Consider the following 25199-nt stretch of genomic DNA (forward strand, 5'->3'; position numbering starts at 1 on the left):
TTTTTTTAAACCGATTATTTGGCGTATGCAAAAACAAAATAAGCAAGCCGAAAAGTACATGATTCATCACTTTTCGGCTTGCTTTCACATTACCAACGATATTGCAACATCACGCCAGCACCGTTGCGTTTGCTTTGTTGCGAACCGTGTTCATGGTTGGCATAAATTTGCGCGCCCCAGCGTCCTTTTTCCAATGCCAAACCAGCTTGATGTTGCCAATAATGGCTTAAAGGCAGGGCAAAACGATATTCATTTACACGGGTTTCAATATCGCCCGATAATCGCGTATATGTTCCTCTGTAATAAGGTTTAATCAATGCACCAGATGGCGTGTGCCAATTGTGTGCCAAGCGTAAACCTGCTTGATAAGCCAAAAGATGTTGCTTATCTTGCTTTATTGTTGCACCGTTTAAAGCATATTGGCTGCCTGAAAAATATTGGTAGCGTACACCGATGGCAGGCTGCATTTCAAAACCGCCCAACTGCCAAGTTTGACCTGCACTGATGCCCAAATGTGCAATATTTTGTCGGTATTGTGCTTGGCTGTCGTCCAGTTTAAGTTTTTGCTTACCCACGCCCAAACCGCCATCAAAGGTCAAAAATACCCGATTGGGTGCAAACCATTTGCCATAAATGCTGCCCAATAACAAATCACTGTCGCCAGAGCCTTCGGCAAAATTTTGTTTACCCTTATTATGAGATAAGGCGGCACCCAATAGCAAAGTACCTTTATTGCCAACCACATCTTGGTCTGCACCGATTTGAGACAACTGATGTGTATGTTCATAGTTGCGATAATGGGTGCTGTGTTTTTTCTGTTTGGCATATTCGGTCATCAACCACAAACCGCGCCCTTTTTCAGGTGTATCCCACAAACGTTGATTGATGTGTTGGGTAACATGGTGCATACCGTCAATTTGGGCAGACTGTGCCGATAAAGCGGTATTGGTGTATTTGCTCGTAAGTGCGGATAAAGGTTTAGGCTGTTCAACAGGTTTGGGCTGTTCAACAGGTTTGGGCTGTTCAACAGGTTTGGGCTGTTCAACAGGTTTGGGCTGTTCAACAGGTTTGGGCTGTTCAACAGGTTTGGGCTGTTCAACAGGTTTGGGCTGTTCAACAGGTTTGGGCTGTTCAACAGGTTTGGGCTGTTCAACAGGTTTGGGCTGTTCAACAGGTTTGGGCTGTTCAACAGGTTTGAGCTGTTCAACAGGTTTGGGCTGTTCAACAGGTTTAGGTTGCTCAACAGGTTTTGTATTTGTACTTGGAATACTTGTATTTGTACTTGGGATACTTGTATTTGTACTTGGGATACTTGTATTTGTACTTGGTGTACTTGTATTTGTTGTATTTGTATTCAGGGTGCTATCAGGATTTTTCTTACCTTTTAATACAAAATCCTGATTATTTTTCCCCAATTCATAACGCCAAGCTCCTAAATCCACATGATTTTTGTTGCTGTCGTGGTTGTTGTGCAGTTTTACTGTTAAATTATCCGCAGTTTGGGTGGAGTTTTCCAGTTTCATCAACACCAAATCTTTGGCATTCTGTGGTTCGGCACCATGGTCTTTCACATTAAAAATGTAATCGCCACTGGCAAGCCCTTTTACCACAACCTTATCGCCCTGATTGTCCGCAATATGGCTTAAATAGTTGAACTGTCCCTTGCCTGATAAATCGCCCTCTACCGTTAATGTATTGAATTGAGTTGAATTGCCAGCAGTAAAATTGGGATTTAACGTGATTTGTGCGCCATCTTGTAAAGTCAAATTGCCCACCGAGCTATTTGCTGTCATCGTCCAGTTGGCATTGGCAGCAAGATGGATTTGGGTATCTTTGCCCGAGGTGATGGCTTTGCCCAACCAATCCGCTTTGCCCAAAGTTAAGGCGGCTTTATCTGATAATGTCACATCGCCTGTCATTTTGGTGCTGGGAATGTGATTTAAAACGGTTTCATTGTAATTGGGTGTGGTGCAATTTGTGGTGCCAAAATAATCCGAACGCACACAAACAGGCGTTTCCCCATTCACAAAACCGATTTTAACGGTGGCATTGTTTTGCGCTGCAACATGGGCATTTAAGGCAGCCACATTGCGTCCAACGGTCAATTTTGCATTGTTTTGGGCAACAATTTGGCTGGCTGAAAAGGTGCGATTGACCCAATCATTGTCTTGAAATGGTTCAATTTTATCAAGATGATTGTAGGCATGTGGCGTGGGGCGACCCGACAACAGCAGGTTGCCTGAATCAACCGTCAAATTGCCGTTCAAATTCATGCCGCCTGAAAGCAAAAACGGCTGATTGGCAGACGGATTTTCAGGTGCATAAACCACATTCAATTTGCCATTGTGATGAGATGGATTGGTTTCGCCAAATACGCCATTGAATGCTGCTTGATTGGGATTTTGGGCATCGGCTTTAAGCGTGATGGTAGCGGCTTGACTGGCATTATGATTGACAATCATCGCTCCTTCGTCCAAATTCCGAATGTAATTAAAGGTCAAATTGTTGCCATTCACATCAAGGCGACCACCACGAAAACCAAAATAAATGTTTTCGGGCTTAACTTGTTGGTCATTGGCAAGGCGCACAATGGGGCGACCGCTCACAATGCCAACTTGATTAAACGCTTGTCCATTGGTTTGATTTAAGATGACTGTACCATCGCCCACGCTGATGTCGCCCAAATTGTCTTTGCTGCCTGAAACGTGCAAAGTGCCTTTGCCGATTTTGGATAATCGGTCGTTTTGGGGATTTTTGATTTGCCAATCAACGGTTTTGCCATCGGCAACTGACACCCCAGCACCCAGCCAAGTGGTATCAGGATTGTCGGATTTGACGGTAAAGTCGGTTTCAAAGTACAGTCCGCCTGCTCCCTGATTGATGGAATCTTGTAATTGTAATGTACCCTTTTGACCTTTGATGTATAAATCCTTGCCATGATTAAAATACTCCCTTATTTCAGAAAGTAATTTTATTTTTGGAATAATAGTATAAGTTGTGTTAAGTTGATTTTGTTTGGTGGCAATCAATCCATTTTCATCTTGCCAATTCTTTGTATCATCATTTTCAATTTTTACATCTAGGGTTAAATTAACCGAGCCATCAGATGATGAAATTATGCTTTGTTTTAATTCATTTTGACCATTATTTTGATTAGCCCAACGATAATTCTCATCGTTTTTTTGATTATCTAAACTAATACCAATATCATCTTTTCGGATTTCATCAAAATAAGATTGTTTGGTTAAAGCTAATCTATTTTGAAAGACAGCGTAAGCATAACTGCTGAATGTGGCAAACAACACCCATTCATTTTTTTGTTTATCAAAAATCAAAAAGGGGGAACCGCTATCGCCATTTAGCAAAAAATTACTGAATGGTTTGTCTTGTACAGGAGCATTAATCGCAATTAAATTTTTGACATGCCTTATACTTGGTGTATCATCTTCGCCAATGTCAAACCCCACGCCACCAATTAGATATTTATGTCCTGATGATATACATTGATGTATGCGAGAGCAAGTGCTATGTTCGGTATAATCAGTGGCTTTTGTACCTTTTGTAAAAAGAGCTTGATTACCAGAACCCAATCTTGCTAATTCTGGGAATAAGTTCTTATCTTTATAATCGTCTTTATTTTCATCAATATCTGAAATTGCAATGGGTGCAACTTCGGTAACCATTTTAAATAATCGTGGCATATTATAATCATATTTAAGAGAGTTACTTCTAACCCCTTTTTCATCTGTTTCATTATTGTCATAATATTTTAAAGGGTCATTTCTATCCACAATGTGATAAGAAAAGTGATGCACATCAGGGTTGATATTTTGCCCTCCAAATGTGGGGGCATTTGACTGTTGTTGTTTTAATATTTGTTCATATACATTTGCATTTTTAATCACTCCCCACTCTGCATCTCTAATATGAGCAACACTGGCAACATATTGTGGATGAATCAATGATGTAATGGCTGTATTTCTGTCAGCAAAACTAAAATCAGGCATGGGAATACCGTTGCCCAATATTGCTCCAATGGTTTCTCCATTTTTTCCTAAAATTGGAATAGGCTTATCTTTTACACCAACACCAAATTTCCCCTTATTCTCCGCAAAATCACGGAATTGCTGATAATCCACATCATCGCGTACCACGCCTGCATGGCTGGTTTGAAAGCCCAAAATCAGTAAGCCATATAACAGGCTGTGTTTGAATTTGGGTTGTGGGGCGTATAAGGTCTTTTTCATGATTTTTTCTCTCAAAAACAAATTGATAAAATGTAAAATTCTTCATTTGAGAATTATTGCTCTTTTATTAAATTGTGTCAATTTGATTTGGTATTGTGTTAAGGTTTATTGTTCTGAATCAATTTCGCAATCCCTTTTTTTAGGCTGCCTGAAACCGCAATTCACTTTCAGGCAGCCTGAATTTCCATTAAAATGCCGCATTTTTATTGATTGTCATCAAAAATGAACGCTGCCGATACCCTAGATTTAGCCCCCTATGCCGAACGCGCCTATTTGGAATACGCCATGAGCGTGGTCAAAGGTCGCGCCCTGCCAGCCGTGCAAGACGGTCAAAAACCCGTGCAACGCCGCATTTTGTATGCCATGAAAGACATGGGCTTAACGCAAGGCGCAAAACCTGTGAAATCGGCGCGTGTGGTGGGCGAAATTTTGGGTAAATACCACCCTCATGGCGACAGCTCCGCCTATGAAGCCATGGTGCGCATGGCGCAAGATTTCACCTTACGCTATCCGCTTATTGACGGCGTGGGCAATTTTGGTTCACGCGATGGCGATGGCGCAGCAGCCATGCGCTACACCGAAGCGCGACTCACACCCATTGCCGAATTGTTGCTGTCTGAAATGGGGCAGGGGACGGTGGATTTTGTCCCCAATTATGACGGTGCGTTTGAAGAACCCGTTTCCTTGCCAGCGCGTTTGCCCATGGTTTTGCTCAATGGCGCGAGTGGCATTGCGGTGGGCATGGCAACCGAAATCCCCTCTCACAATTTGAATGAAATCACGCAGGCTGCCATTGCGCTGCTCAAAAAGCCCGATTTGCAAATTGATGATTTGATGGCTCTTGTCCCTGCGCCCGATTTTGCTGGCGGTGGACACATCATTTCATCGCCCAAAGATTTGCGTCAAATCTACGAAACGGGCAAAGGCAGCCTGCGCGTTCGGGCGCGTTATGAAGTGGAAAAATTGGCGCGTGGGCAATGGCGTGTGATTGTTACCGAATTGCCGCCCAACACCTCTTCGGCAAAAATTTTGGCGGAAATTGAAGAGCAAACCAATCCCAAAGTCAAAACAGGCAAAAAAAATCTGACCCAAGAACAACTTAATACCAAAAAATTGATGTTGGATTTGCTGGAAAAAGTCCGCGATGAAAGCGATGGCGAGCAGCCTGTACGCCTTGTGTTTGAACCCAAATCCAGCAAAACCGAAACCGATTTATTCATCAATACCCTGATGGCGCAAACCAGTTTGGAAGGCAATGTGTCGGTCAATTTGGTGATGATGGGCTTGGACAATCGCCCCGCGCAAAAAAATCTGAAAACCATTTTGCAAGAATGGCTTGACTACCGCGTGATGACGGTAACGCGCCGTTTGCAGCACCGTTTGGCGGCGGTGCAAAAGCGCATTCACATTTTGGAAGGGCGACACACCGCGTTTTTGCACATTGATAAGGTCATCAAAGTGATACGCGAATCGGACGAACCCAAACAGGACTTAATCCAACAATTTAAGCTGACCGAAATGCAAGCCGAAGACATTTTGGAAATCCGCTTGCGCCAACTGGCACGTTTGGAAGGCTTTAAGCTGGAAAGCGAATTGAAGGAATTGCGCGAAGAATCAGGCAGCCTGAACACGCTTTTGGGCGATGAAAATGAGAAAAAAAAGCTCATCATCAAAGAATTGCAATCCGATATGAAACAATTTGGCGACCCACGCCGCACTTTGGTGGAAGTTGCCGAACGCGCCACGCTCACGCAAAGCACCGCCGATGAGCCAATTACGCTGATTTTGTCGCAAAAAGGCTGGTTACGCGCAAGGGCTGGGCATGATGTGGATTTGTCGCAAATCGCATTTAAAGAAGGCGATGATTTGCAACAGGTTTTGCCCACACGCACCGTGCAAACCGTGCTGGTGTGGGACAGCTTGGGGCGCAGTTACAGCCTAGACCCTGCCGAAATTCCCAAAGGGCGCGGCGATGGTGTGCCGATTGCCTCTTTGATTGATTTGCAAAATGGCGCGAGTGTGGTGTCGCTGCTTTCAGGCAGCCCCGATGAGCATTATTTGCTTGCCCATTCAGGCGGATACGGTTTCATCGCCAAATTGGAAGATTTGCACACGCGCCTGAAAGCAGGCAAAGCCGTGATGAATTTGGATACGGGCGAAACCACCTTGCCGCCTGTGAAAGTGTACCGTTCTGCACTCATCAATCCCGATTGCAAAGTGGTGCTGGCAAGTGCCGAAAAACGCTTATTGGCGTTTCCCATTGCCGAGATGAAAATCATGGCAAAAGGGCGCGGTTTGCAGTTGATGGCTTTGCAAGATGGCGACCGTTTACTTGGGTGCAATGTGATTTCGCAGCCTGAATGTGTGCTGGAAACGGTGGGCGCGCGTGGCAAAATCCACACCCAAACCCTGAACATTGCCGATGTGGAAAACAAACGCGGTCGCAAAGGCATGGTGCTTGAATTTTCAGGCAGCCTGAAACGCATTTTGGCGAGCGAAACATGATAGTCAATTTAAAAAAACGCCTTGCCGCCGCCACGGGGCAAGATTGGGACGAACAAATCAAGCGCGTCATCGGTTTTGCGAATTTGGCGCGATTGACGATTTTTTTCGCGCTCATGGTTTTTTACGCCCTATCGCAAGCCAATTTGGGCGAAAGGGACATTTCACAACTGCCCAATCAACTGATTAGCATCAAAAATGTGGGCATGTATGTGTGGTTTGGCGTGTATGGTTGTGTGATTTATCTGACCATCGTCTATCCAGAATGGCAAATCCAAAAAAACAGCGACTTGCCCAATGCCAGCAGCGTGATAGACATCACCATGATAGCATGGCTCATGTATTTGCTAGACGGCATTGCATCGGGATTTGGCATTTTGATTTTGCCATTTTTGGTGGTGGCGTGTTTGCTCAATTATGGGCGATATTGGATGCTGTATTCAGGTTATGCCTGTTTGCTGGTGTTGATTGTGATGTTGCTGGAATATTATCCATTTGATTATAAAGATAAATGGTTGTATTTGCCCATGGTGGCGCGTACGGGTATGCTGTGTGTGGCGTGTTATGGCATTTCGTGGGCGAGTTCATTTTCAGCCAGCTATTTGAGCAGCGCAGGCGAATCCGTCCAACGCCACCGTACCGCCTTTGAGCGCGTGAGTGCCTTAAATAAAGTGGTGTTGAACCAAGTTCAAGAAGCCGTGTTGGTGGTGGACAGGCATTGCAAAATCTGGCTGTGCAACCGCAAAGCCAATGAATATTTTGCCGATGTACGCATAGGCTATCCCTTTATGGCGGTGCAAGATTTGGTGCGGCGTTGGCGTGGTTTTCCCAACCGTACGTTTGAAACCCGCGTGATGATACACGACAACGACATGAGCGTGCGTGGCATTCCCGTGATTCAAATAGAAGGCGAATTGCTGATTTTGTTTATTCGTGCCGAACGCGAATTGCAAATGGAAGCGCAATCGGTCAAACTGGCATCGTTGGGTTTGCTGACGGCAAATTTGGCACATGAAATTCGCAATCCGCTTTCTGCCATGCGTCAAGCCAATGGTTTGATTATGGAAACGTATGATGTGACCGATGACCTGATTTTGCAGCGTTTGACCAATATGATTGACAACAACATCGCCCGCATTGATAAAATGATTGAAGACGTTTCCATGTTAAACAAAAGCGACCGCGTCAATCGTGAAAACATTCATTTGGGCGAATTTTGGAAAAGTTTCAGGCAGGAGTTCATTTTAACCCAGCCTGATGCCGATGATTGTTTAAAATCCAGTTTTCCCATGCAAACCCAAGTGGTGTTTGACCCCATGCACTTGCAACAAATTTTGTGGAATTTGTGTAACAATGCGTGGCGACATTGCAGCAAAAATGCCAAAAATGCCATCAAAGTGGTGGCACAAAACATCAATCCACATCAAGTTTCTTTGGTGGTGCAAGACGATGGCGGCGGTGTGCCAGTTGAAATCATTCCGCATTTGTTTGAGCCGTTTTACACCACCCAAGCCCATGCCAAGGGAACGGGTTTGGGCTTGTATGTGGCGCGTGAATTAGCCCATGCCAATAAGGGCGATTTGCGCTATTTGCCCGATAAAAAAGCATTTGAAATCATTTTACCGAGAGCCAATCACTATGACTAGAAGCAGCCTGAATCGCCCCATTTTGGTGGTGGACGATGAAGCCGATATTCGCGATTTAATGGAAATCACCCTAATGAAAATGGGGCTGAGCGTGGATACCGCCGAAGGCGTGAATATCGCCAAAAAAAAATTAAATGAAAACAAATATTCACTGGTGCTGACCGATATGCGTATGCCCGATGGCTCGGGTTTGGAAGTGGTGGAACACATCATGAGCAACAATATGGATACCCCCGTTGCCGTGATTACCGCCTTGATTACCGCCTTTGGCAATGCCGACCAAGCCGTGCAAGCCTTGAAAATTGGCGCGTTTGATTATTTGCAAAAACCGATTACGTTGGCACAGTTGCGTACTTTGGTTAAATCTGCCGTGAAAGTGCAAGATGAAAACCAAAATGCGCCCATTGCGCCACCACCCGTTCAGGCAGCCCCAAAAAGCGTTGCCGCCGCACCCGTTGTGAGCAAACCCACCGACAGCACATGGGGACAAAACGAATGGGCTGATGTGGAAAACACATTAAGCGAAAAAAATAAGCCCACCATCAGCCAAGTTGTGCCGCAAAAAATTGTGGACAACATTACCCTGCCCAATGCCGTTGCGCCCAGCATGGAAAAACGGCGCGTGGCAAGCGTGGCGGCGGTTGCCCCTGTTGCCGAAACCCCCATTGTGCCAACTGCCGCCCCCAAAGTTTCAGGCAGCCTGAAACGCGATAATGACGTACCGCGCATTTTGGGCAGTTCGCAGCAAATTGAAGAAGTGCGCCGTTTGATTCGCAAACTTGCCGACAGCAATGTCCCCGTTTACATTTCGGGCGAAAGCGGTTCGGGTAAGGAACAAGCCGCGCGCAGCATACACGAATTGTCCAGCCGTGCCGACAAGCCTTTTATTGCCGTAAACTGTGGCGCGATTCCCGAAAATTTGATGGAAAGCGAATTTTTCGGCTACAAAAAAGGCAGCTTTACAGGCGCAGACCAAGACCGTTTGGGTTTTTTCCAACACGCCCACGGTGGCACATTGTTTTTGGACGAAGTGGCGGATTTGCCCTTGGCAATGCAAGTGAAATTGCTCCGCGCGATTCAAGAAAAAGCCGTTCGCAGAATTGGCGATGCCCAAGAAGTGAAAGTGGACGTGCGCATCATTTCCGCCACCCACAAAAATCTGGAAAATTTGGTGGAAAGCGGTGCGTTCCGCCAAGACTTGTTTTACCGCCTGAATGTGGTTACGCTGAAAATGCCACCCTTGCGTGAAATGCACGAAGATTTGGAACGCCTGATTGTGCATTTGCTGCACAAACACCACGGCACAGGCATACGCATGACCGCCTCTGCCCGAGACGCATTGTTGCACTATGGCTACCCTGGTAACTTCCGCGAATTGGAAAACATTTTGGAACGCGCCGTTGCCCTTGCCAACAACAACACCATTGATGTGGAAGATTTGCAAATCAATCATCAGCCCATGAGCTTGGACGCGGAGCAATTTCCGCTTACCGAAGGGCTCGCGGCAACAGGTTTGCCCAATTTCCAAATGGGACACACGCAACTGCAAGATTATTTGGACGATGTGGAACGCCAAATTTTGCAACAAGCCCTTGAATACACACGTTATAATCGCACCCAAGCCGCGAAAGTATTGGGGATTAGTTTCCGCAGTATGCGTTATCGTTTGGACCGTTTGGCGATTGAGTAAACCGTGTTTTCAGGCAGCCTGAAAGGAAAAATCATGCACGCTTTATTGCAAGAAAACACCGTTATCAGCGAACACGAATATTTGGCACATTATTCGCAACTGCCTGATGTGAAATACGAATACATCAATGGCGAAATTTGGGCGATGGGCAATGCGTCCAAATCGCACAATGTGATTGCAGGCAATTTTTATGTGCCGTTTCGCCTGCATTTGAAAGGCACATCTTGCATGGTGTACATGGAAACGCAGAAAATCAAGGTGGGGCAAAATTACTATCTGCCTGATGTGATTGTGGATTGCGGCAAGCAAGACGATAAATACACCGCCACACAACCCATTGTGATTATTGAAGTTTTATCCGAAAGCACACGCGAGACCGACTTAACCATTAAATTGCGCGATTATCAAAAAATCCCATCATTACAAGAATATGTGTTGGTGGAACAAGATTTTATGGCGGTAACGGTGTATCGCCGTGTTGATGATTGGAAAGCGCAAACTTATTCACAATCCGATGATTTAATTGAATTAAAAAGCATTGATTTTGCAATTATGGTCGCGGAAATTTATGCCGATGTGGTTTTCCCCGAGAAAAAACATTTTCAGGCAGCCTGAAAGCATTTTTATGTTAAATAATATAGGAAAAACAAATGATTAACCCCATTTCAGCCCTTTCCCCATTAGACGGACGCTACGCCAAATCGGTAGAGAATTTGCGTCCCATTTTTTCCGAATACGGTTTGATGAAAGCGCGTGTGCGTGTGGAATTAGCGTGGCTGGTGGCTTTGTCGCGCGAGCCAAACATTGCCGAAGTGCCTGAATTTTCAAATGAAACGCTGGCTGAAATCCAAAATGTGATGGCAAATTTCAATTTGGAACACGCCGCCGAAGTGAAAGCGATTGAAGCCACCACCAATCACGATGTGAAAGCCATTGAATATTGGCTGAAAAAACGCTTTGAAAACAATGCTGAAATTCAAAAAGTCAATGAATTTATTCATTTTGCTTGCACTTCGGAAGACATCAACAATTTGTCGCACGCGCTGATGTTGAAACAGGCAAAAGATGAAGTGATTTTGCCGAAATTGGCCGAAATTCAGCAAAAATTGCAAAAAATGGCACACGATTTGGCAGATGTCCCCATGATGTCGCGCACGCACGGTCAGCCAGCCACGCCCACCACTTTGGGCAAGGAAATTGCCAATGTGTTGTATCGCTTGAATCGCCAAATCAAGGCATTGAATCAACAGGAATTTTTGGGGAAAATCAATGGCGCGGTGGGCAATTACAACGCGCACATGGTGGCTTATCCCGATGTGGATTGGGAAACCCATTGCCGCTTGTTTGTGGAACAAAGTTTGGGCTTGACGTTTAATCCCTACACGATTCAGATTGAACCGCATGATTATATGGCGGAATTTTTCCAAACCATCAGCCGCATCAACACGATTTTGATTGATTTCAACCGCGATGTGTGGGGCTATATTTCATTGGGCTATTTCAAACAAAAGGTTAAGGCTGGCGAAGTGGGCAGTTCCACCATGCCGCACAAGGTCAATCCGATTGATTTTGAAAATTCCGAAGGTAATTTGGGCATGGCAAACGCGGTGTTGGGCTTTTTGGCGGAAAAATTGCCCATTTCACGTTGGCAACGCGATTTGACCGACAGCACGGTTTTGCGAAACATGGGCGTGGGTGTGGGCTATGCGGTTTTGGGTTGGGTGGCGCATTTGCGTGGTTTGGACAAGTTGGAAGCCAATCCTGCGGCTTTGTTGGCGGATTTGGACGCGACTTGGGAATTGTTGGCCGAGCCGATTCAAACGGTTATGCGCCGTTATGCTGTGCCGAATGCTTACGAGCAGTTGAAAGATTTGACGCGCGGCAAAGATGGCATCACGCCTGAAAGTTTGCGTCAATTTATCAATGGTTTGGCAATTCCTGATTCGGCAAAAGCGGATTTGTTGGCTTTAACGCCTGCGCTTTATGTTGGCAAGGCGAGCGAATTGGCAAAGCGCATTTGAGTGAAATATTCTTACATTTTATTTGCATAATATGTAACAAAAATCCATTTTTTGTTTGATTGCACTTGTAAGGTGGGGCATTATCCGCCATAATCCAACGTAAGCATTGGCATACGTTGGATTTTTTTTTCAGGCTGCCTGAAACAATCACATGCCATTTTGCTTAAATTGAGAACCATTCACATTTTAAGAAAAGGACTTTTCAATGGCTTTTAAGAAAACATTGACGATTTTGGCAACCGCCATCATGTTGGCGGCGTGTGCTGATGACGCGCCAAAAAATGAGCAAACCCATGCTGCACCCGTTGCCAGCGAGCCTGTTGCAGCCAGCGTGGTGGCTCAAAATGCCAATTTGCCCACTTTGCGTGTGGTTACGGACGCGACTTATCCCCCCTTTGCTTCCAAAGACAAAAATGGTCAAATTGAAGGTTTGGACGTGGATTTGTTTACGGCGGTGGCGCGCAATCAGGGCTACAATGTGCAATTTGTGCCGCATGATTGGGAAGGCATTTTCAAAACTCTGGCAAACGACACGGCTGATGTGGTGGTTAGCGCGGTGAGTGAAACCGATGAAAGTTTGGCTGCTGCGGATTTGAGCGACAGCTATTATCACACGCCATACCGCATTGCGGCACTTGAACCTGCCAAGTTTGATTTGAAAGACTGGGCAACGCAAGCCAAAATCGCCATTTCCAATACGGAAGATTCCAGCGTGGATTTGCCTGAACGCTATAAAGTGAAGAAAGAACAACTGGTGATTCGTGATTCGGTTTTCTTGGCTTTGCAAGAAGTTGCCAAGGGCAACGCGCAAGTGGTGGTGGCGGATTCAACCGTGTTGCAATATTATATAGCTAGTCCCACTTTTAAAGACCATAACATCAAGTTTGTGTCGCAAAACTTGCCAGCAGGTCGCGGTTCGGACATTGTTTATGCGGTGAAAAAAGGCAATAAGGATTTGTTGGGCAAAATCAACAAAGGCTTGGCAAACATCAAAGCCAATGGCGAATATGAAAAGATTTTGAACAAGTGGAATCAATCTTTGCCCACCGCGAATGCGGCGAAGTAAGCGGATAATTTGAGCGCGAAGGCTGTCTGAAATGTGGTTCAGGCAGCCTTTTTGGTGTTTTTGGGGCTATAATGGGGTTTGGTGTGGCTTTACACGACAATTTTTGATGTCGCCATGAATCTACCCCCTCCCCCTATGAAAGGGGGAGGGCTGGGGTGGGGGTTAGAAACGCAACGAGCCACCCCCACCCTAACCCTCCCCCGCCAGACGGGGGAGGGGATAGATTACAGGCAGCCAAATCATTTTTATCGTTTTTCACATCTACCCTGTTTAGAATTGCAGAAATTTTTATTTTTATCAATAATGTGAACTCGGGATAAGTCACTGTCAATTTGCCAACAAACTCTCCCTATGGGAGAGAGTTGGAGAGAGGGCTTGTTGAGCAGCATACCCTCTCCCCAGCCCTCTCCCACAGGGAGAGGGAGCAAAGTGACTTAAATTGATTAATCACTTTTATCCCGAAATCGCGTTATCAATAAATTGAAAAAAGGGCAGATATGAAATCTGCCCCTACGAATTGAGTTTTGCAAAAGTTTCAGGCTGCCTGAAAACCCCTTTCCCCAATTTTTTAAAGGACAAAAATATGCCCATTCCCGCTCCCATTCATGCCGTGGTGTTTGATTTAGACGGCACTTTATGCGATTCCGTTCCCGATTTGGCGGCTTCTGCCAATGCCATGCGTGCGGCTTTGGGGTTTGACCCTTTGCCGCAAGATGTGGTGCAAAGCTATGTGGGCGATGGCGTGGGCGTGCTGGTACACCGCGCCATTACCGCCGACCACCACGGTCAAGCCGAACAAAGTTTGTGGGAACGCGGTTTCAGTGAATTTGTGCGCCATTATCATTTGAACATTGCCAATGCCACGCGCCCTTATCCACAAACCGAAACGGGTTTGGGTTTGTTGAAAAGTTTGGGTTTGCCTTTGGCGGTGCTGACCAATAAAAGTGAAAAATTGGCGGTTAAATTGTTGCAAGATTTGGCTTTGGACGGCTATTTCAGCATGATTGTGGGTGGCGATACGCTGCCTGAACGCAAACCTGCCGCCGAACCTTTGTTGCACATTGCCGATGTGCTGGGCGTTGCACCGCAAAATGTGCTGATGGTGGGCGATTCGCTCAACGACATTTTGTGCGCCAAAGCGGCAGGCAGCCCTGTGGTGGGGGTAACGTTTGGTTATGGCGATGTATCTGAATTGAATCAAAATCCCGACACACAACCCAATGCGTGGGTGGACAGCCTGCCTGAAATCTACGAACAACTGCGTTTGCAAAAACAAAATGAGCGATAAACCCCATACCGAAAAAAGCCTGCGCGTTCGGGCAATGGAAATGATGTCGCGCCGCGAAATGAGCCGCTTGGAATTGCAACGCAAACTCGCGCCCCACGCGCAAGATGAAACCGAATTGACGCGCGTGTTGGACGAATTTGCCAACAAAAATTGGCAATCCGATGAACGCTTTACCGAAATGTGGGTGCGTGGCAAAAGTGCCAAACACGGGCGTTTGCGTTTGCAACAAGAATTGGCGGCAAAAGGCGTGAGCCGCGACATCATTGCCGAACATTTGCCCGATTCGGAAAGCGAATTGCACAATGCCTGTGAAGTGTTGCGCAAAAAATTCAGGCAGCCTGCACAAAATATCGCCGAAAAACAAAAACAAATGCGTTTTATGCTGTATCGCGGATTTGGCATGGACACGGTTCAGGCAGCCTTAAAACAGGCTTGGCTTGATGATGGTATTTGACGGTTGCCACAATCCTGCTCCCTCTCCCCGTGGGAGAGGGCTGGGGAGAGGGTAAAATGTACCAAAATTTCAACGGCTTTCCCTCTCCCTAACCCTCTCCCATAGGGAGAGGGAACGAAATTGCGGCAAGCATTTTCAGGCAGCCTGAAAATCATTTATCCATTTAATTTGAAAAGAAAAACAACATGATACCCTACGGCAAACAAAACATTTCTGAAGAAGACATTGCGGCAGTTACCGAAGTTTTGCGTTCCGATTATTTGACGCAAGGCAGTAAAGTGCCTGAATTTGAACAAAAAATTGCCGAATATTGCGGCGTACCCCATGCCGTTGCCAGCAACAGTGCCACATCTGCCTTGCATTTGGCGTGTTTGGCTTTGGGTTTGGGGCAGGGCGATGTGCTGTGGACGAGTCCCATTACCTTTGTCGCCTCTGCCAACTGCGCCCTGTATTGCGGTGCCAGCGTGGATTTTGTGGACATTGACCCCAAAACGCGCAATCTTTGCCCCGAAAAGCTGGCTGAAAAACTGGCTGCTGCGAAAGTTTCAGGCAGACTGCCGAAAATTGTGGTGCCTGTGCATTTTTGTGGCGAGCCTTGCGATATGGCAAAAATCCACGCATTATCAAAAGAATATGGTTTCAAAATCATTGAAGATGCGTCCCATGCCATTGGCGCAAGCCACCAAAATGGCAAGGTGGGCAACTGCCAATTCAGCGACATTACCGTGTTCAGTTTCCACCCTGTGAAAATCATCACCACTGCCGAAGGGGGCGTGGCGACTACCCGCGATGTGCATTTGGCAAACAAAATGGCGCAACTGCGCTCGCACGGCATCACACGCCAAGCTGATGAAATGCAAGGAAAAACACATGGCGATTGGTATTATCAACAAGTGGATTTGGGCTACAATTACCGCATGACCGAAATGCAAGCAGCTTTGGGCGTGAGCCAAATGCGGCGTTTGGACGAATTCGTGTCGCGCCGCCATCAGCTTGCCGCACAATATGATGATTTATTGGCAAATTTGCCTGTGGTTTTACCGTTCAGGCAGCCTGAAAACCGTTCGGCTTTGCATTTGTATCCGATTTGGGTGCAGCCTGAAAAACGCAAGTTCATCTTTGATGATTTGCGACAAAATGGCGTGGGCGTGAACGTGCATTACATACCCGTGCATACGCAACCGCATTACCGCGAACGTTTTGGTTTTCAGGCAGGCGATTTTCCGAATGCAGAAGATTATTATGCAGGCGCAATCAGTTTGCCGCTTTATTTTGATTTGAGCAATGAACAACAAAAACAAGTGGTTGAGATTTTGAAACAGGCTTTGCAGGCAGCCTGAAATCGCTTTCTCACACATTTTGGCAAAATAACGTACAATAATGTTTGTAAATGACACAAAGGAACACACCATGTCTGAACAACCCCACTATCCCAAACCCAGCAACACACAATCCGCCAATTATGGCTTTTTGGTCGTGCCGCGTTTTGGCTTGTTTTGGCTGTTTATTGCGCTGATTCCCATTTCATTGGTGTTTAAAATCTGGTGGTTAGCCATTATTGCCATCGCTTTTACCGCTTTGGGCATACACGACATCACCCAAAAACGCCGCGCCATTTTACGCAATTACCCCATTGGCGGACACATACGCTTTTTATTGGAAAATTTCCGCCCCGAAATCCGCCAATATTTTTTGGAAGACGATAAAGAAGAAGTCCCCTTTTCGCGCCAACAACGCTCGCTGGTGTATCAACGCGCCAAAGATTTGGACAGCACCAACGCCTTTGGCAGCCTGAAAGATTTGAACCAAACAGGCAGCGAATGGTTTTTGCATTCGGGCAACAGCCGCAAAATTGACAACCACAAATTTTGCGTGCGCGTGGGCAACGAACGCTGCCTGAAACCCTACGATTTATCCGTGTTCAACATTTCCGCGATGAGTTTTGGCGCACTTTCCGCCGCCGCCATTGAAGCCCTCAACAAAGGCGCAAAAGAAGGCGGTTTTGCCCACGACACAGGCGAAGGCAGCATCAGCCCCTATCATCAAAAACACGGTGGCGATTTGATTTGGGAACTCGGCACCGCCTATTTTGGTTGCCGCGATGAGAACGGACGCTTTAACCCTGAAACCTTCAAACAACGCGCCAGCCTAGACCAAGTGAAAATGATTGAAATCAAATTGTCGCAAGGCGCAAAACCAGGTAAAGGCGGCGTGTTGCCCGCGTCCAAAATCACGATAGAAATCGCCCAAACCCGCGATATTCCAATGGGACAAGATTGCATTTCGCCAGCCACCCACCCCGAATTTGCCACACCGCGTGAATTGGTGCGTTTTTGGCAAAAATTGCGCGAACTTTCGGGCGGCAAACCCGTTGGTTTCAAATTGTGCATTGGTATGCCGTGGGAATTTATGGCGATTGTGAAAGCCATGATTGAAGAAGACAATTACCCCGACTTCATCGTGGTTGATGGCGCAGAAGGCGGCACAGGCGCAGCCCCTGTTGAATTTATGGACAGCGTGGGCATGCCTTTGGTGGACGCATTGATTTTTGTGCAAAACACGCTGGTGGGTGCAGGCATACGCGACAAAATCAAAGTGGGCGTAAGCGGCAAATTGATTAGCGGTTTTGACATCGCCAAAATGATGAGTTTGGGCGCAGATTGGTGCAATTCCGCGCGCGGATTCATGTTTGCCGTGGGCTGCATTCAATCGCGTTCCTGCCACACCAACAAATGCCCAACAGGTGTGGCAACCCAAGACCCAGCACGTCAAAAAGCCCTTGATGTGCCTGATAAATCCGCTCGCGTCCGCAATTTCCACAACAATACCTTAAAGGCATTGGCAGACATTGTGGGCAGCGCAGGTTTGTCGCACCCCAGCCAGTTGAAACCGCACCACATCGTCCGCAGGCAGCCTGACGGTTGGATTAAATTGTTGTCGGAGCATTATCAATTCATCAGCGCAGGCTCGTTGCTCACAGGAAATTGCGAACGCAAAATCTTGGACGACATGTGGAAACTCGCCGACCCCGACAGCTTTCAAGCCATGGGCATTGCCGATGAAATCATCGCCACCGAAAACAAACGCAATCAAGCCTTGCGTGGTGCATACAGCCATTAAAAAACGGTTTTGCTTTCGGCGACTGACTTTCTTTTTGCAAAAGCAAGCCAAAGACATGAACGTTGAACGGTTTGCGTTTCAAAAAACATTTCAGGCAGCCTGAAAACTTTGCGAAGCCTAATTTTAAACTGACATAGGGGCGGATTTGATATCCGCCTCTTTTTTAATTTATTGATAAAATAAAAATTTCTGTAAGTCCAAATAAGGCAGATATGAAATCTGCCCTTGCGAACCGAGTTTCGCAGGTGTTCCAGCCTGAAAGCCGTGATTTTCCCTTTGCATATTTTCCAACCTCCATTCTGTATACAATATAAATCATTGATATGATTCATGTGTTGTCGGTTGTAATTTTGATTAAACTGTGTAAAAATAAGTCAATTATCAATCGCATTTATTTTGCGGAACAAAAATACTTGTGATTGATAACACAACAATTTCATTTCAGTTATCTTGACTTCAAGGATTTGATTTTATGTATACATTATTGGCATTGCTGCCCATTGCGGTGGTATTTTTATTGCTGGTTATCATGCGTTTGCCAGCAAAAGTTGCCATGCCCATTGCCTATGTGGCAACCGCATTACTGGCATTATTTGTTTGGCAAGCCCCCACCGTGATGGTGGCGGCTGCCTCCGTTAATGGCGTTTTAACCGCAGTTGGCGTGTTGTACATCGTGTTCAGCGCGGTTTTGCTGTTGAATACCTTAAAAGTGAGTGGCGCAATTTCCGTGATTCGCCAAGGCTTTATGGACATTTCCCCCGACCGCCGCGTGCAAATGATTATTGTTGCATGGCTGTTTGGTTCGCTGATTGAAGGCTCAACAGGCTGGGGTACCCCATCTGCCGTGGGTGCGCCTTTGTTGTTGGCATTGGGATTCCCCGCCATGGCTTGCGTTATGGCGATTTTGATTATCCAATCCACACCCGTGTCTTATGGTGCGGTGGGTACGCCCATTTTGATTGGCGTGAACACAGGTTTGAGCAACAAAGAAGACGTTGCCGCCGCCATTGCCCCCATGCAGTTGCCTGATTATTTGATTCAAATTGGCGGCAATGTGGGTTTGATTCACGGCATTGTGGGTACTTTGATTCCCCTGATTTTGTGTGGTTTCTTAACACGCTTTTTTGGCGAAAAACGCTCTTTTGCCGAAGGTTTAAAAGCCGCACCCTTTGCGATTTTTGCAGGTTTGGCATTTACCGTGCCTTATATGCTGACTGCGCGTTTCATCGGACCCGAATTGCCCTCTTTGTTGGGCAGCGTGATTGGCTTGGCGATTGTGGTTACTGCTGCCAAAGCCAAATTCTTGATACCAAAAGAAAATTTTGATTTTGGCAAACGCGATTCTTGGGAGCAAGAATGGTTGGGTACTTTGCCACCACCCAGCGATGGTGTGGACGACAGCAGCGCGAAAAAAATCGGTTTGTTCCGTGCTTTCTCGCCCTATTTAATTGTGATTGGCATTTTGATTATCACGCGCACCGTTGCACCTTTGAAAGCATGGTTAAACAGCAATGTTGTGATTACCTTTGCCGAATTGTTTGGTACCAAAATCACCAATAAAACCCAATTACTCTATTCGCCAGGTAGCGTGTTGTTGCTGGTGTCCATTTTGTGCATTTGGATTTTCAGCATGAAAGGCGATAAAGTGAAACAAAGTTGGTCGGATTCTGCCAAAACCATGTTGGCAGCCGCACCTGCGTTGTTGTTCTCTGTGCCTATGGTGCAGGTGTTCATCAACTCTGCGTCTGCGCCCGATGCTGCCAATCAATTATTGGCAATGCCGCAAGTTTTGGCGCGTGGTGCAGCCAGCGTGTTTGAAGATACTTGGCCTATGGTTTCGCCTTGGATTGGCTCTTTGGGTGCATTTATTGCGGGTTCCAACACCGTCAGCAACATGATGTTCTCGCACTTCCAATTCAGTACCGCCACACAAATTGGTTTGGACGGCACCATGGCAGCTTATGTGGTTGCCTTGCAAGCAGTTGGTGGTGCGGCAGGCAATATGATTGCCGTACACAATGTGGTGGCTGCCTGCGCGGTGGTGGGTATGGTCAATCGTGAAGGTTTGATTATCCGCAAAACCATTGTTGCCATGACTTACTATGTGATTCAGGCTGGCTTAATCGGTATGGCGATTTTGGAAAATCCGCTATTCTGGATAGGCGCGATTATTTGGCCATTGTTGTTCCTGTTTGTGATGACCAAAACTTCGCCCAATAAATCATAATTTTGAGCAAACGCAACGCGCCCCATGATGCACATATTGGGGCGCGTTGGCACATTCAGGCAGCCTGAAAGCCCATTTTGTCGCAAAAAATCCGAAAAAATGCCACGTCAGGCACAAATTTCAGCGCATTACACTTTTCAGGCAGCCTGAAAACGAGTAAAATTTGTAAAAATTTTTTAAAGCAAGTTTGTTTTGGCAAACTTGAATTTCCCCAACCTTTTTAGGAGATGTATCATCGCACAGCAAGAACGCGAAGCACGAATCAACGGCGAAATTACCGCCAAAGAAGTGCGTTTAATCAGTGGAGAAGGCGAACAACTCGGCGTTGTGAGCTTAAAAGAAGCATTGGCCATGGCAGAAGAGCAAGATGTGGATTTGGTTGAAATTTCCCCCACCGCCAAACCACCCGTTTGCAAATTGATGGATTTTGGTAAATACAAATACGAACAATCCAAAAAACGCGATGAAGCCAAGAAAAAACAAAAGCAAGTCCAAATCAAGGAAATCAAATTCCGCCCTGGTACGGACGATGGCGACTACAACATCAAAATGCGCAAAATCCGCGAATTTTTAGAAGATGGCGACAAAGTGAAAATCACTTTACGCTTTCGTGGACGCGAAATGGCGCACCAAGAATTGGGCGCGCGCCTGTTGGAACGCATCAAAGACGAATTGGCAGAAGAGGGGCAAGTGGAACAATTCCCCAAAATGGAAGGTCGCCAAATGGTCATGATGGTTGCGCCAAAGAAAAAATAAAGCTATAATCTTGCGCTTTCCTGATTCAACGCTGCGTCAGGAAAGTGTTTTATTGAGCAGCGAAAAAGCGTGGTTTCGGGTTTTAAGTATTGTTCACAATCTCCCGATGCCTTATCTAACAATCATTGGAGTTTTCTCATGCCAAAAATGAAAACCAAATCAAGCGCGAAAAAACGCTTTAAAGTCTTGGGCAACGGTGGTGTAAAACGCGCTCATGCGTTCAAACGCCATATCTTGACCAAAAAAACCACCAAAAACAAACGCCAGTTGCGCGGCACTTCTATGGTGCATGAACGTGATTTGGCTTCTGTTGCCAAAATGTTGCCCTACGCTTAAAAGGAGTTAAACTATGCCACGCGTAAAACGCGGTGTTACCGCTCGTGCTCGTCATAAAAAAGTCATTGCGTTAGCCAAAGGCTATCGTGGTCGCCGTAAAAACGTCTATCGCATCGCCAAACAAGCGGTGATGAAAGCTGGTCAATATGCTTACCGCGACCGCCGTCAGCGCAAACGCCAATTCCGTCAATTGTGGATTACCCGTATCAATGCAGGTGCGCGTCAGCACGGCTTGTCATACAGCAAATTCATGAACGGTTTGAAACGCGCTGCCATTGCGCTTGACCGCAAAGTATTGGCTGATTTGGCTGTATTTGATAAAGCCGCTTTCGCTCAATTGGTTGAAAAAGCCAAAGCTGCTTTGGCTTAATCCCAAAAATAAAATAAAGAGACAATCTTTCGGGGTTGTCTCTTTTTTTGTTTTCAGGCAGCCTGAAAATGAAACAACACCCAAAATGGGTGTACCAATTTGGGTGTGTGTGTTTCAATTATTTTTTCTTGGGCGATACGGCTTCCAATTTATCGCGCATTTTGCTCAAATCAATGCCTGCCAAATCTGCGGCGCGAATCAAGCTGTTCACTTCTACACCACGTTTGGCTTGGTTCAACGCCCACAACATGGCGGAGCGTGTACCCGAACGGCAATACGCCAAAATGGGGGCGGGCGATTGGGCTACGGTGTCTTGAAATTCTTTTAATTGTGCGTCTGTCATGCTTTCCATGGTGGTGGGCATGTACACGACTTTTTCAATGCCTGCCGCGTTGAGCCATGCTTTTACGGTTTCAAAGCTGGGTTGGTTTTCTTCTTCTCCGTCTGGGCGATTGCAAATTACTGTTTTGATTTCATATTGTGCAACTTGTTTTGCGGTACGTTCGTTTAATTGACGCGAAACGTACAGGTAGTCGGCAATTTTTTCAATGCTCATTGATGTTATCCTTTTGAAAGGTTTTGTGTGTTGAAAGTGGTATTTTAGCGATTTTTGGCAATAAATCCAATCGGCTATTGCCAAAAAATCGCTTTTTTGATTTTTGTTTGATATAACAAAAGTTTAGGCGCGTAAACGGCGCAAAACTTCTTCTTTGCCCAACAGGGCTAACACCGCGTCCACGCTGGGGGTTTTGGCTGTGCCGCACACCGCCAAACGCAGGGGCATACCGAGTTGTCCCATTTTGATGCCTTCTTCATCGCAAAAGGGTTTGAACAGGGCGTGAATGTTTTCGCTTGTCCAATCATCAAGTTGCGCCAATTTTTCGGCAAAACGCTGCATGCGCGCGGCGGCTTCATCGTTCCAATGTTTTGCCACATCGGCTTCATCGGGCGTGGCTTTTTGGTAGAAATAGGCGCATTCGTTTGCCAGTGCGTTCAAATCTTGGGCGCGGTCTTTGACGAGGGCAATCACGTCTGCCAGTTTCAGGCTGCCTGAAAGATTGATTCCTTTGTTTTGCAAACGGTTTTCAATTAAATTTGCCAAACGTTGATTGTCGGCGGCTTTGATGTGTTCGGCGTTAATCCACAGCAATTTTTTGCCGTCCATGCGGCTGGGGCTGGCTGAAACGTCTTTTAAATCAAACCATTCAATGAATTGATTCATGGTAAAAAATTCATCATCGCCATGCGCCCAACCCAATCGTGCCAAATAGTTCAACATGGCTTCGGGCAAAATCCCCATTTCATCGTATTCGGTGATGGCTACGGTGTCGCCACTGCGTTTGGAGATTTTTTTGCCTTGTTCGTTCAAAATCATGGGCAGGTGGGCGTAAACGGGTGGTGTTGCGCCCAAGGCTTTGAAAATATTGATTTGTTTGGGTGTGTTGTTCACATGGTCATCGCCGCGAATGACGTGGGTAATGCCCATGTCCATGTCGTCCACCACCACGCAGAAATTGTAGGTGGGCGTGCCGTCTGCTCGGGCGATAATCAAATCGTCCAGCGCGGCATTGGGAATGCTGATTTCGCCTTTTACGCTGTCTTGCCAAGCGGTTACGCCATCAATGGGGTTTTTGAAACGGATAACGGGTTCAATATCGCTGGGGATTTCAGGCAGGGTTTTGCCGTTTTCGGGTCGCCAACGGCGGTCGTAGGTGGCGGTGCCTTCGCGTTCGGCTTTTTCGCGCATTTGGGCGAGTTCTTCTTTGGAACAATAGCAACGGTAGGCGTGTCCCGATTCAAGTAATTGTTGAATCAGGATTTTGTAGCGGTCAAAGTTTTGCGATTGGAAAACAATGCTGCCTGAATTATCGGCGTGCAAGCCCACCCAATCCATACCGTGTAAAATGATTTCGGTGGATTCTTGGGTGGAGCGTTCCAAATCGGTGTCTTCAATGCGGAGCAAAAATTCGCCGCCGTGGTGTTTGGCAAATGCCCATGAATACAAGGCGGTGCGCACGCCGCCAATGTGCAAATAACCTGTGGGGCTGGGTGCGAAACGGGTTTTAACGGTCATGATTTTGTTTTTCCAATGGGTTTTTAAAACGCGCTATTTTAACAAAAAAACGCAGTAAAATGGGGTTTCAGGCTGCCTGAAAGCCTATTTTGCCCCAAAAAACGTTATAATCACACGTTTTGATTTTATTTGGAAAAACCATGCTCAAATTTACCCTACACAAAAAAGACGGACACGCACGGCGCGGCACTTTGGAACTCAATCACGGCAAAATTGAAACGCCCGTGTTCATGCCCGTTGGCACATACGGTTCGGTCAAAGCCATGACCCCCACCGATTTGCACAACATCAAAGCCCAAATCATTTTGGGCAACACCTACCATTTGTGGTTGCGCCCTGGTTTGGAAGTGATTGAGCAATTTGGCGGATTGCACCAATTCATCGGTTGGAACAAACCCATTTTGACCGATTCGGGCGGTTTTCAGGTGTTTTCGCTGTCTGAAATGCGCAAATTGACCGAAGAGGGCTGCACCTTCAAAAGCCCCATCAATGGCGACAAATTGTTTTTATCGCCCGAAATTTCCATGAAAATTCAAACGGTTCTCAATTCAGATATTGCCATGCAGTTGGACGAATGCACCGAAGGCAACGCCAGCCATGCCGAAGCGAAAAAATCTTTACAAATGTCCCTGCGTTGGGCAGAGCGCAGCAAAAAGGCGTTTGAAGATTTGAAAAACCCCAACGCGCTGTTTGGCATTGTGCAAGGCGCGATGTATGAAGATTTGCGTGAAGAATCTTTGCGCGGTTTGGAAGAAATTGGCTTTGCGGGTTTGGCGATTGGTGGCTTGTCGGTGGGCGAACCCAAACCCGAAATGTACCGCATGATACGCGCGGTTGCCCCCATTTTGCCCGAACACAAACCGCATTATCTGATGGGTGTTGGCACGCCAGAAGATTTGGTTTATGGCGTGGCGTATGGCGTGGACATGTTTGATTGCGTGATGCCCACCCGCAATGCGCGAAATGGCTGGCTGTTTACACGTTTTGGCGACATCAAAATCAAAAATGCCAAACACCGCATGGACAAACGCCCACTTGATGAATCATGTACTTGTTATACTTGCCAAAATTTCAGTCGTGCCTATTTGTATCATTTGCACAAAGTGGGCGAAATTTTGGGCGCACAACTGAACACCATTCACAATTTGCATTTTTATCAAGTGATTATGGCAGAAATGCGCGAAGCCATTGAACAAGGCAAATTTGCCGATTGGCAAGCGCAGTTCCACGAAAATCGGGCGCGTGGCACAGATTAAGAACCTGTATTCACAATCTCAATAGCTTGCTTTTTATGCCAATCGTCTCGCTATTGGCATAAAAATCTGCCTTGTATTCGCAAGAATGGACAATAAAACCAAGCCATCACTCTTACAAATACAGGTTCTGATTTCAGGCTGCCTGA

Annotated in this window: 19 protein-coding genes and 1 pseudogene; 16 read left to right on the top strand and 4 right to left on the bottom strand. The window is 46.4% G+C overall.

Going from position 1 to position 25199, the window contains the following annotated elements; genetic code table 11:
- Nucleotides 1-89: 89 nt before the first annotated feature.
- On the bottom strand, nucleotides 90-4247 hold the full coding sequence (locus H3L97_RS06990) for a S6 family peptidase (RefSeq protein WP_182073063.1): 4158 nt from the start codon (nucleotides 4245-4247) through the stop codon (nucleotides 90-92).
- Nucleotides 4248-4469: 222 nt separating this feature from the next.
- On the opposite strand from H3L97_RS06990, the gene parC reads away from it, so the two are divergent.
- The 8 genes from parC to recX all read left to right on the top strand — a co-directional run bounded on the left by parC (nucleotide 4470) and on the right by recX (nucleotide 14914).
- A complete protein-coding gene (gene parC / locus H3L97_RS06995; RefSeq protein WP_097114794.1) occupies nucleotides 4470-6752 on the top strand; it encodes a DNA topoisomerase IV subunit A in 2283 nt (760 codons plus the stop codon).
- Complete coding sequence (locus H3L97_RS07000) at nucleotides 6749-8395, top strand: ATP-binding protein (protein ID WP_097114793.1); 1647 nt, start codon at nucleotides 6749-6751, stop codon at nucleotides 8393-8395. The genes parC and H3L97_RS07000 overlap by 4 nt, the downstream gene beginning before the upstream one ends.
- Nucleotides 8388-10085, top strand: coding sequence for a sigma-54-dependent transcriptional regulator (locus H3L97_RS07005; protein WP_097114792.1), 1698 nt, complete (start codon nucleotides 8388-8390; stop codon nucleotides 10083-10085). The genes H3L97_RS07000 and H3L97_RS07005 overlap by 8 nt, the downstream gene beginning before the upstream one ends.
- Before the next feature lie 33 nt (nucleotides 10086-10118).
- Nucleotides 10119-10700, top strand: coding sequence for a Uma2 family endonuclease (locus H3L97_RS07010; RefSeq protein ID WP_097114791.1), 582 nt, complete (start codon nucleotides 10119-10121; stop codon nucleotides 10698-10700).
- Nucleotides 10701-10735: 35 nt separating this feature from the next.
- On the top strand, nucleotides 10736-12106 hold the full coding sequence (gene purB, locus H3L97_RS07015) for an adenylosuccinate lyase (RefSeq protein ID WP_097114790.1): 1371 nt from the start codon (nucleotides 10736-10738) through the stop codon (nucleotides 12104-12106).
- A gap of 205 nt (nucleotides 12107-12311) precedes the next feature.
- Nucleotides 12312-13172, top strand: coding sequence for a transporter substrate-binding domain-containing protein (locus tag H3L97_RS07020; protein WP_097114789.1), 861 nt, complete (start codon nucleotides 12312-12314; stop codon nucleotides 13170-13172).
- Nucleotides 13173-13755: 583 nt separating this feature from the next.
- Entirely contained in the window at nucleotides 13756-14460 is a 705-nt protein-coding gene (locus tag H3L97_RS07025; RefSeq protein ID WP_097114857.1) for a phosphoglycolate phosphatase, read from the top strand.
- On the top strand, nucleotides 14450-14914 hold the full coding sequence (recX, locus tag H3L97_RS07030; RefSeq protein WP_097114858.1) for a recombination regulator RecX: 465 nt from the start codon (nucleotides 14450-14452) through the stop codon (nucleotides 14912-14914). Before H3L97_RS07025 ends, recX begins: the two co-directional genes overlap by 11 nt.
- On the opposite strand, the gene H3L97_RS07035 is transcribed toward recX, so the two are convergent.
- The gene (locus tag H3L97_RS07035) at nucleotides 14872-15069 is read right to left on the bottom strand and encodes a hypothetical protein (RefSeq protein ID WP_143269183.1); all 198 of its coding nucleotides are present in this window, start codon (nucleotides 15067-15069) and stop codon (nucleotides 14872-14874) included. The two genes, recX and H3L97_RS07035, sit on opposite strands and share 43 nt — an antisense overlap.
- Before the next feature lie 30 nt (nucleotides 15070-15099).
- Here H3L97_RS07035 and pseC point away from each other — a divergent pair, with 30 nt between their 5' ends.
- From pseC to rplT, 7 genes and pseudogenes are all read left to right on the top strand, one after another.
- A complete protein-coding gene (gene pseC / locus H3L97_RS07040) occupies nucleotides 15100-16254 on the top strand; it encodes a UDP-4-amino-4,6-dideoxy-N-acetyl-beta-L-altrosamine transaminase (RefSeq protein ID WP_097114859.1) in 1155 nt (384 codons plus the stop codon).
- A 70-nt stretch (nucleotides 16255-16324) separates the two neighbouring features.
- Nucleotides 16325-18034: an FMN-binding glutamate synthase family protein gene (locus tag H3L97_RS07045; protein WP_097114893.1), complete on the top strand. Its 1710-nt coding sequence runs from the start codon at nucleotides 16325-16327 to the stop codon at nucleotides 18032-18034.
- Between the two features lie 469 nt (nucleotides 18035-18503).
- Nucleotides 18504-20261, top strand: a pseudogene (locus H3L97_RS07050) (L-lactate permease); the annotation flags it as partial.
- Between the two features lie 24 nt (nucleotides 20262-20285).
- Nucleotides 20286-20411: a hypothetical protein gene (locus H3L97_RS12055; RefSeq protein WP_257011028.1), complete on the top strand. Its 126-nt coding sequence runs from the start codon at nucleotides 20286-20288 to the stop codon at nucleotides 20409-20411.
- 84 nt (nucleotides 20412-20495) lie between these two features.
- Nucleotides 20496-21017, top strand: coding sequence for a translation initiation factor IF-3 (gene infC, locus H3L97_RS07055; RefSeq protein ID WP_097114894.1), 522 nt, complete (start codon nucleotides 20496-20498; stop codon nucleotides 21015-21017).
- Nucleotides 21018-21155: 138 nt separating this feature from the next.
- Nucleotides 21156-21353 (top strand): 50S ribosomal protein L35, encoded by a 198-nt coding sequence (rpmI, locus tag H3L97_RS07060; RefSeq protein WP_002641005.1) that lies wholly within the window; start codon nucleotides 21156-21158, stop codon nucleotides 21351-21353.
- A 13-nt stretch (nucleotides 21354-21366) separates the two neighbouring features.
- A complete protein-coding gene (rplT, locus tag H3L97_RS07065) occupies nucleotides 21367-21723 on the top strand; it encodes a 50S ribosomal protein L20 (RefSeq protein ID WP_097114862.1) in 357 nt (118 codons plus the stop codon).
- A gap of 118 nt (nucleotides 21724-21841) precedes the next feature.
- On the opposite strand, the gene H3L97_RS07070 is transcribed toward rplT, so the two are convergent.
- Nucleotides 21842-22279, bottom strand: coding sequence for a protein tyrosine phosphatase family protein (locus tag H3L97_RS07070; protein ID WP_097114863.1), 438 nt, complete (start codon nucleotides 22277-22279; stop codon nucleotides 21842-21844).
- Nucleotides 22280-22402: 123 nt separating this feature from the next.
- Complete coding sequence (gltX, locus tag H3L97_RS07075; protein WP_097114864.1) at nucleotides 22403-23797, bottom strand: glutamate--tRNA ligase; 1395 nt, start codon at nucleotides 23795-23797, stop codon at nucleotides 22403-22405.
- A gap of 140 nt (nucleotides 23798-23937) precedes the next feature.
- Here gltX and tgt point away from each other — a divergent pair, with 140 nt between their 5' ends.
- On the top strand, nucleotides 23938-25053 hold the full coding sequence (gene tgt / locus H3L97_RS07080; protein ID WP_097114865.1) for a tRNA guanosine(34) transglycosylase Tgt: 1116 nt from the start codon (nucleotides 23938-23940) through the stop codon (nucleotides 25051-25053).
- The last annotated feature ends 146 nt before the right edge of the window (nucleotides 25054-25199 follow it).

This window comes from Alysiella filiformis, assembly GCF_014054525.1.
Lineage (GTDB): Bacteria > Pseudomonadota > Gammaproteobacteria > Burkholderiales > Neisseriaceae > Simonsiella > Simonsiella filiformis.

Excerpts from the sequence above, each read along its gene's own strand:
- H3L97_RS06990 (WP_182073063.1), bottom strand. The coding sequence starts at position 4,247 with ATGAAAAAGACCTTATACGCCCCACAACCCAAATTCAAACACAGCCTG.
- parC (WP_097114794.1), top strand. The coding sequence starts at position 4,470 with ATGAACGCTGCCGATACCCTAGATTTAGCCCCCTATGCCGAACGCGCC.
- H3L97_RS07000 (WP_097114793.1), top strand. The coding sequence starts at position 6,749 with ATGATAGTCAATTTAAAAAAACGCCTTGCCGCCGCCACGGGGCAAGAT.
- H3L97_RS07005 (WP_097114792.1), top strand. The coding sequence starts at position 8,388 with ATGACTAGAAGCAGCCTGAATCGCCCCATTTTGGTGGTGGACGATGAA.
- H3L97_RS07010 (WP_097114791.1), top strand. The coding sequence starts at position 10,119 with ATGCACGCTTTATTGCAAGAAAACACCGTTATCAGCGAACACGAATAT.
- purB (WP_097114790.1), top strand. The coding sequence starts at position 10,736 with ATGATTAACCCCATTTCAGCCCTTTCCCCATTAGACGGACGCTACGCC.
- H3L97_RS07020 (WP_097114789.1), top strand. The coding sequence starts at position 12,312 with ATGGCTTTTAAGAAAACATTGACGATTTTGGCAACCGCCATCATGTTG.
- H3L97_RS07025 (WP_097114857.1), top strand. The coding sequence starts at position 13,756 with ATGCCCATTCCCGCTCCCATTCATGCCGTGGTGTTTGATTTAGACGGC.
- recX (WP_097114858.1), top strand. The coding sequence starts at position 14,450 with ATGAGCGATAAACCCCATACCGAAAAAAGCCTGCGCGTTCGGGCAATG.
- H3L97_RS07035 (WP_143269183.1), bottom strand. The coding sequence starts at position 15,069 with ATGATTTTCAGGCTGCCTGAAAATGCTTGCCGCAATTTCGTTCCCTCT.
- pseC (WP_097114859.1), top strand. The coding sequence starts at position 15,100 with ATGATACCCTACGGCAAACAAAACATTTCTGAAGAAGACATTGCGGCA.
- H3L97_RS07045 (WP_097114893.1), top strand. The coding sequence starts at position 16,325 with ATGTCTGAACAACCCCACTATCCCAAACCCAGCAACACACAATCCGCC.
- H3L97_RS12055 (WP_257011028.1), top strand. The coding sequence starts at position 20,286 with ATGATGCACATATTGGGGCGCGTTGGCACATTCAGGCAGCCTGAAAGC.
- rpmI (WP_002641005.1), top strand. The coding sequence starts at position 21,156 with ATGCCAAAAATGAAAACCAAATCAAGCGCGAAAAAACGCTTTAAAGTC.
- rplT (WP_097114862.1), top strand. The coding sequence starts at position 21,367 with ATGCCACGCGTAAAACGCGGTGTTACCGCTCGTGCTCGTCATAAAAAA.
- H3L97_RS07070 (WP_097114863.1), bottom strand. The coding sequence starts at position 22,279 with ATGAGCATTGAAAAAATTGCCGACTACCTGTACGTTTCGCGTCAATTA.
- gltX (WP_097114864.1), bottom strand. The coding sequence starts at position 23,797 with ATGACCGTTAAAACCCGTTTCGCACCCAGCCCCACAGGTTATTTGCAC.
- tgt (WP_097114865.1), top strand. The coding sequence starts at position 23,938 with ATGCTCAAATTTACCCTACACAAAAAAGACGGACACGCACGGCGCGGC.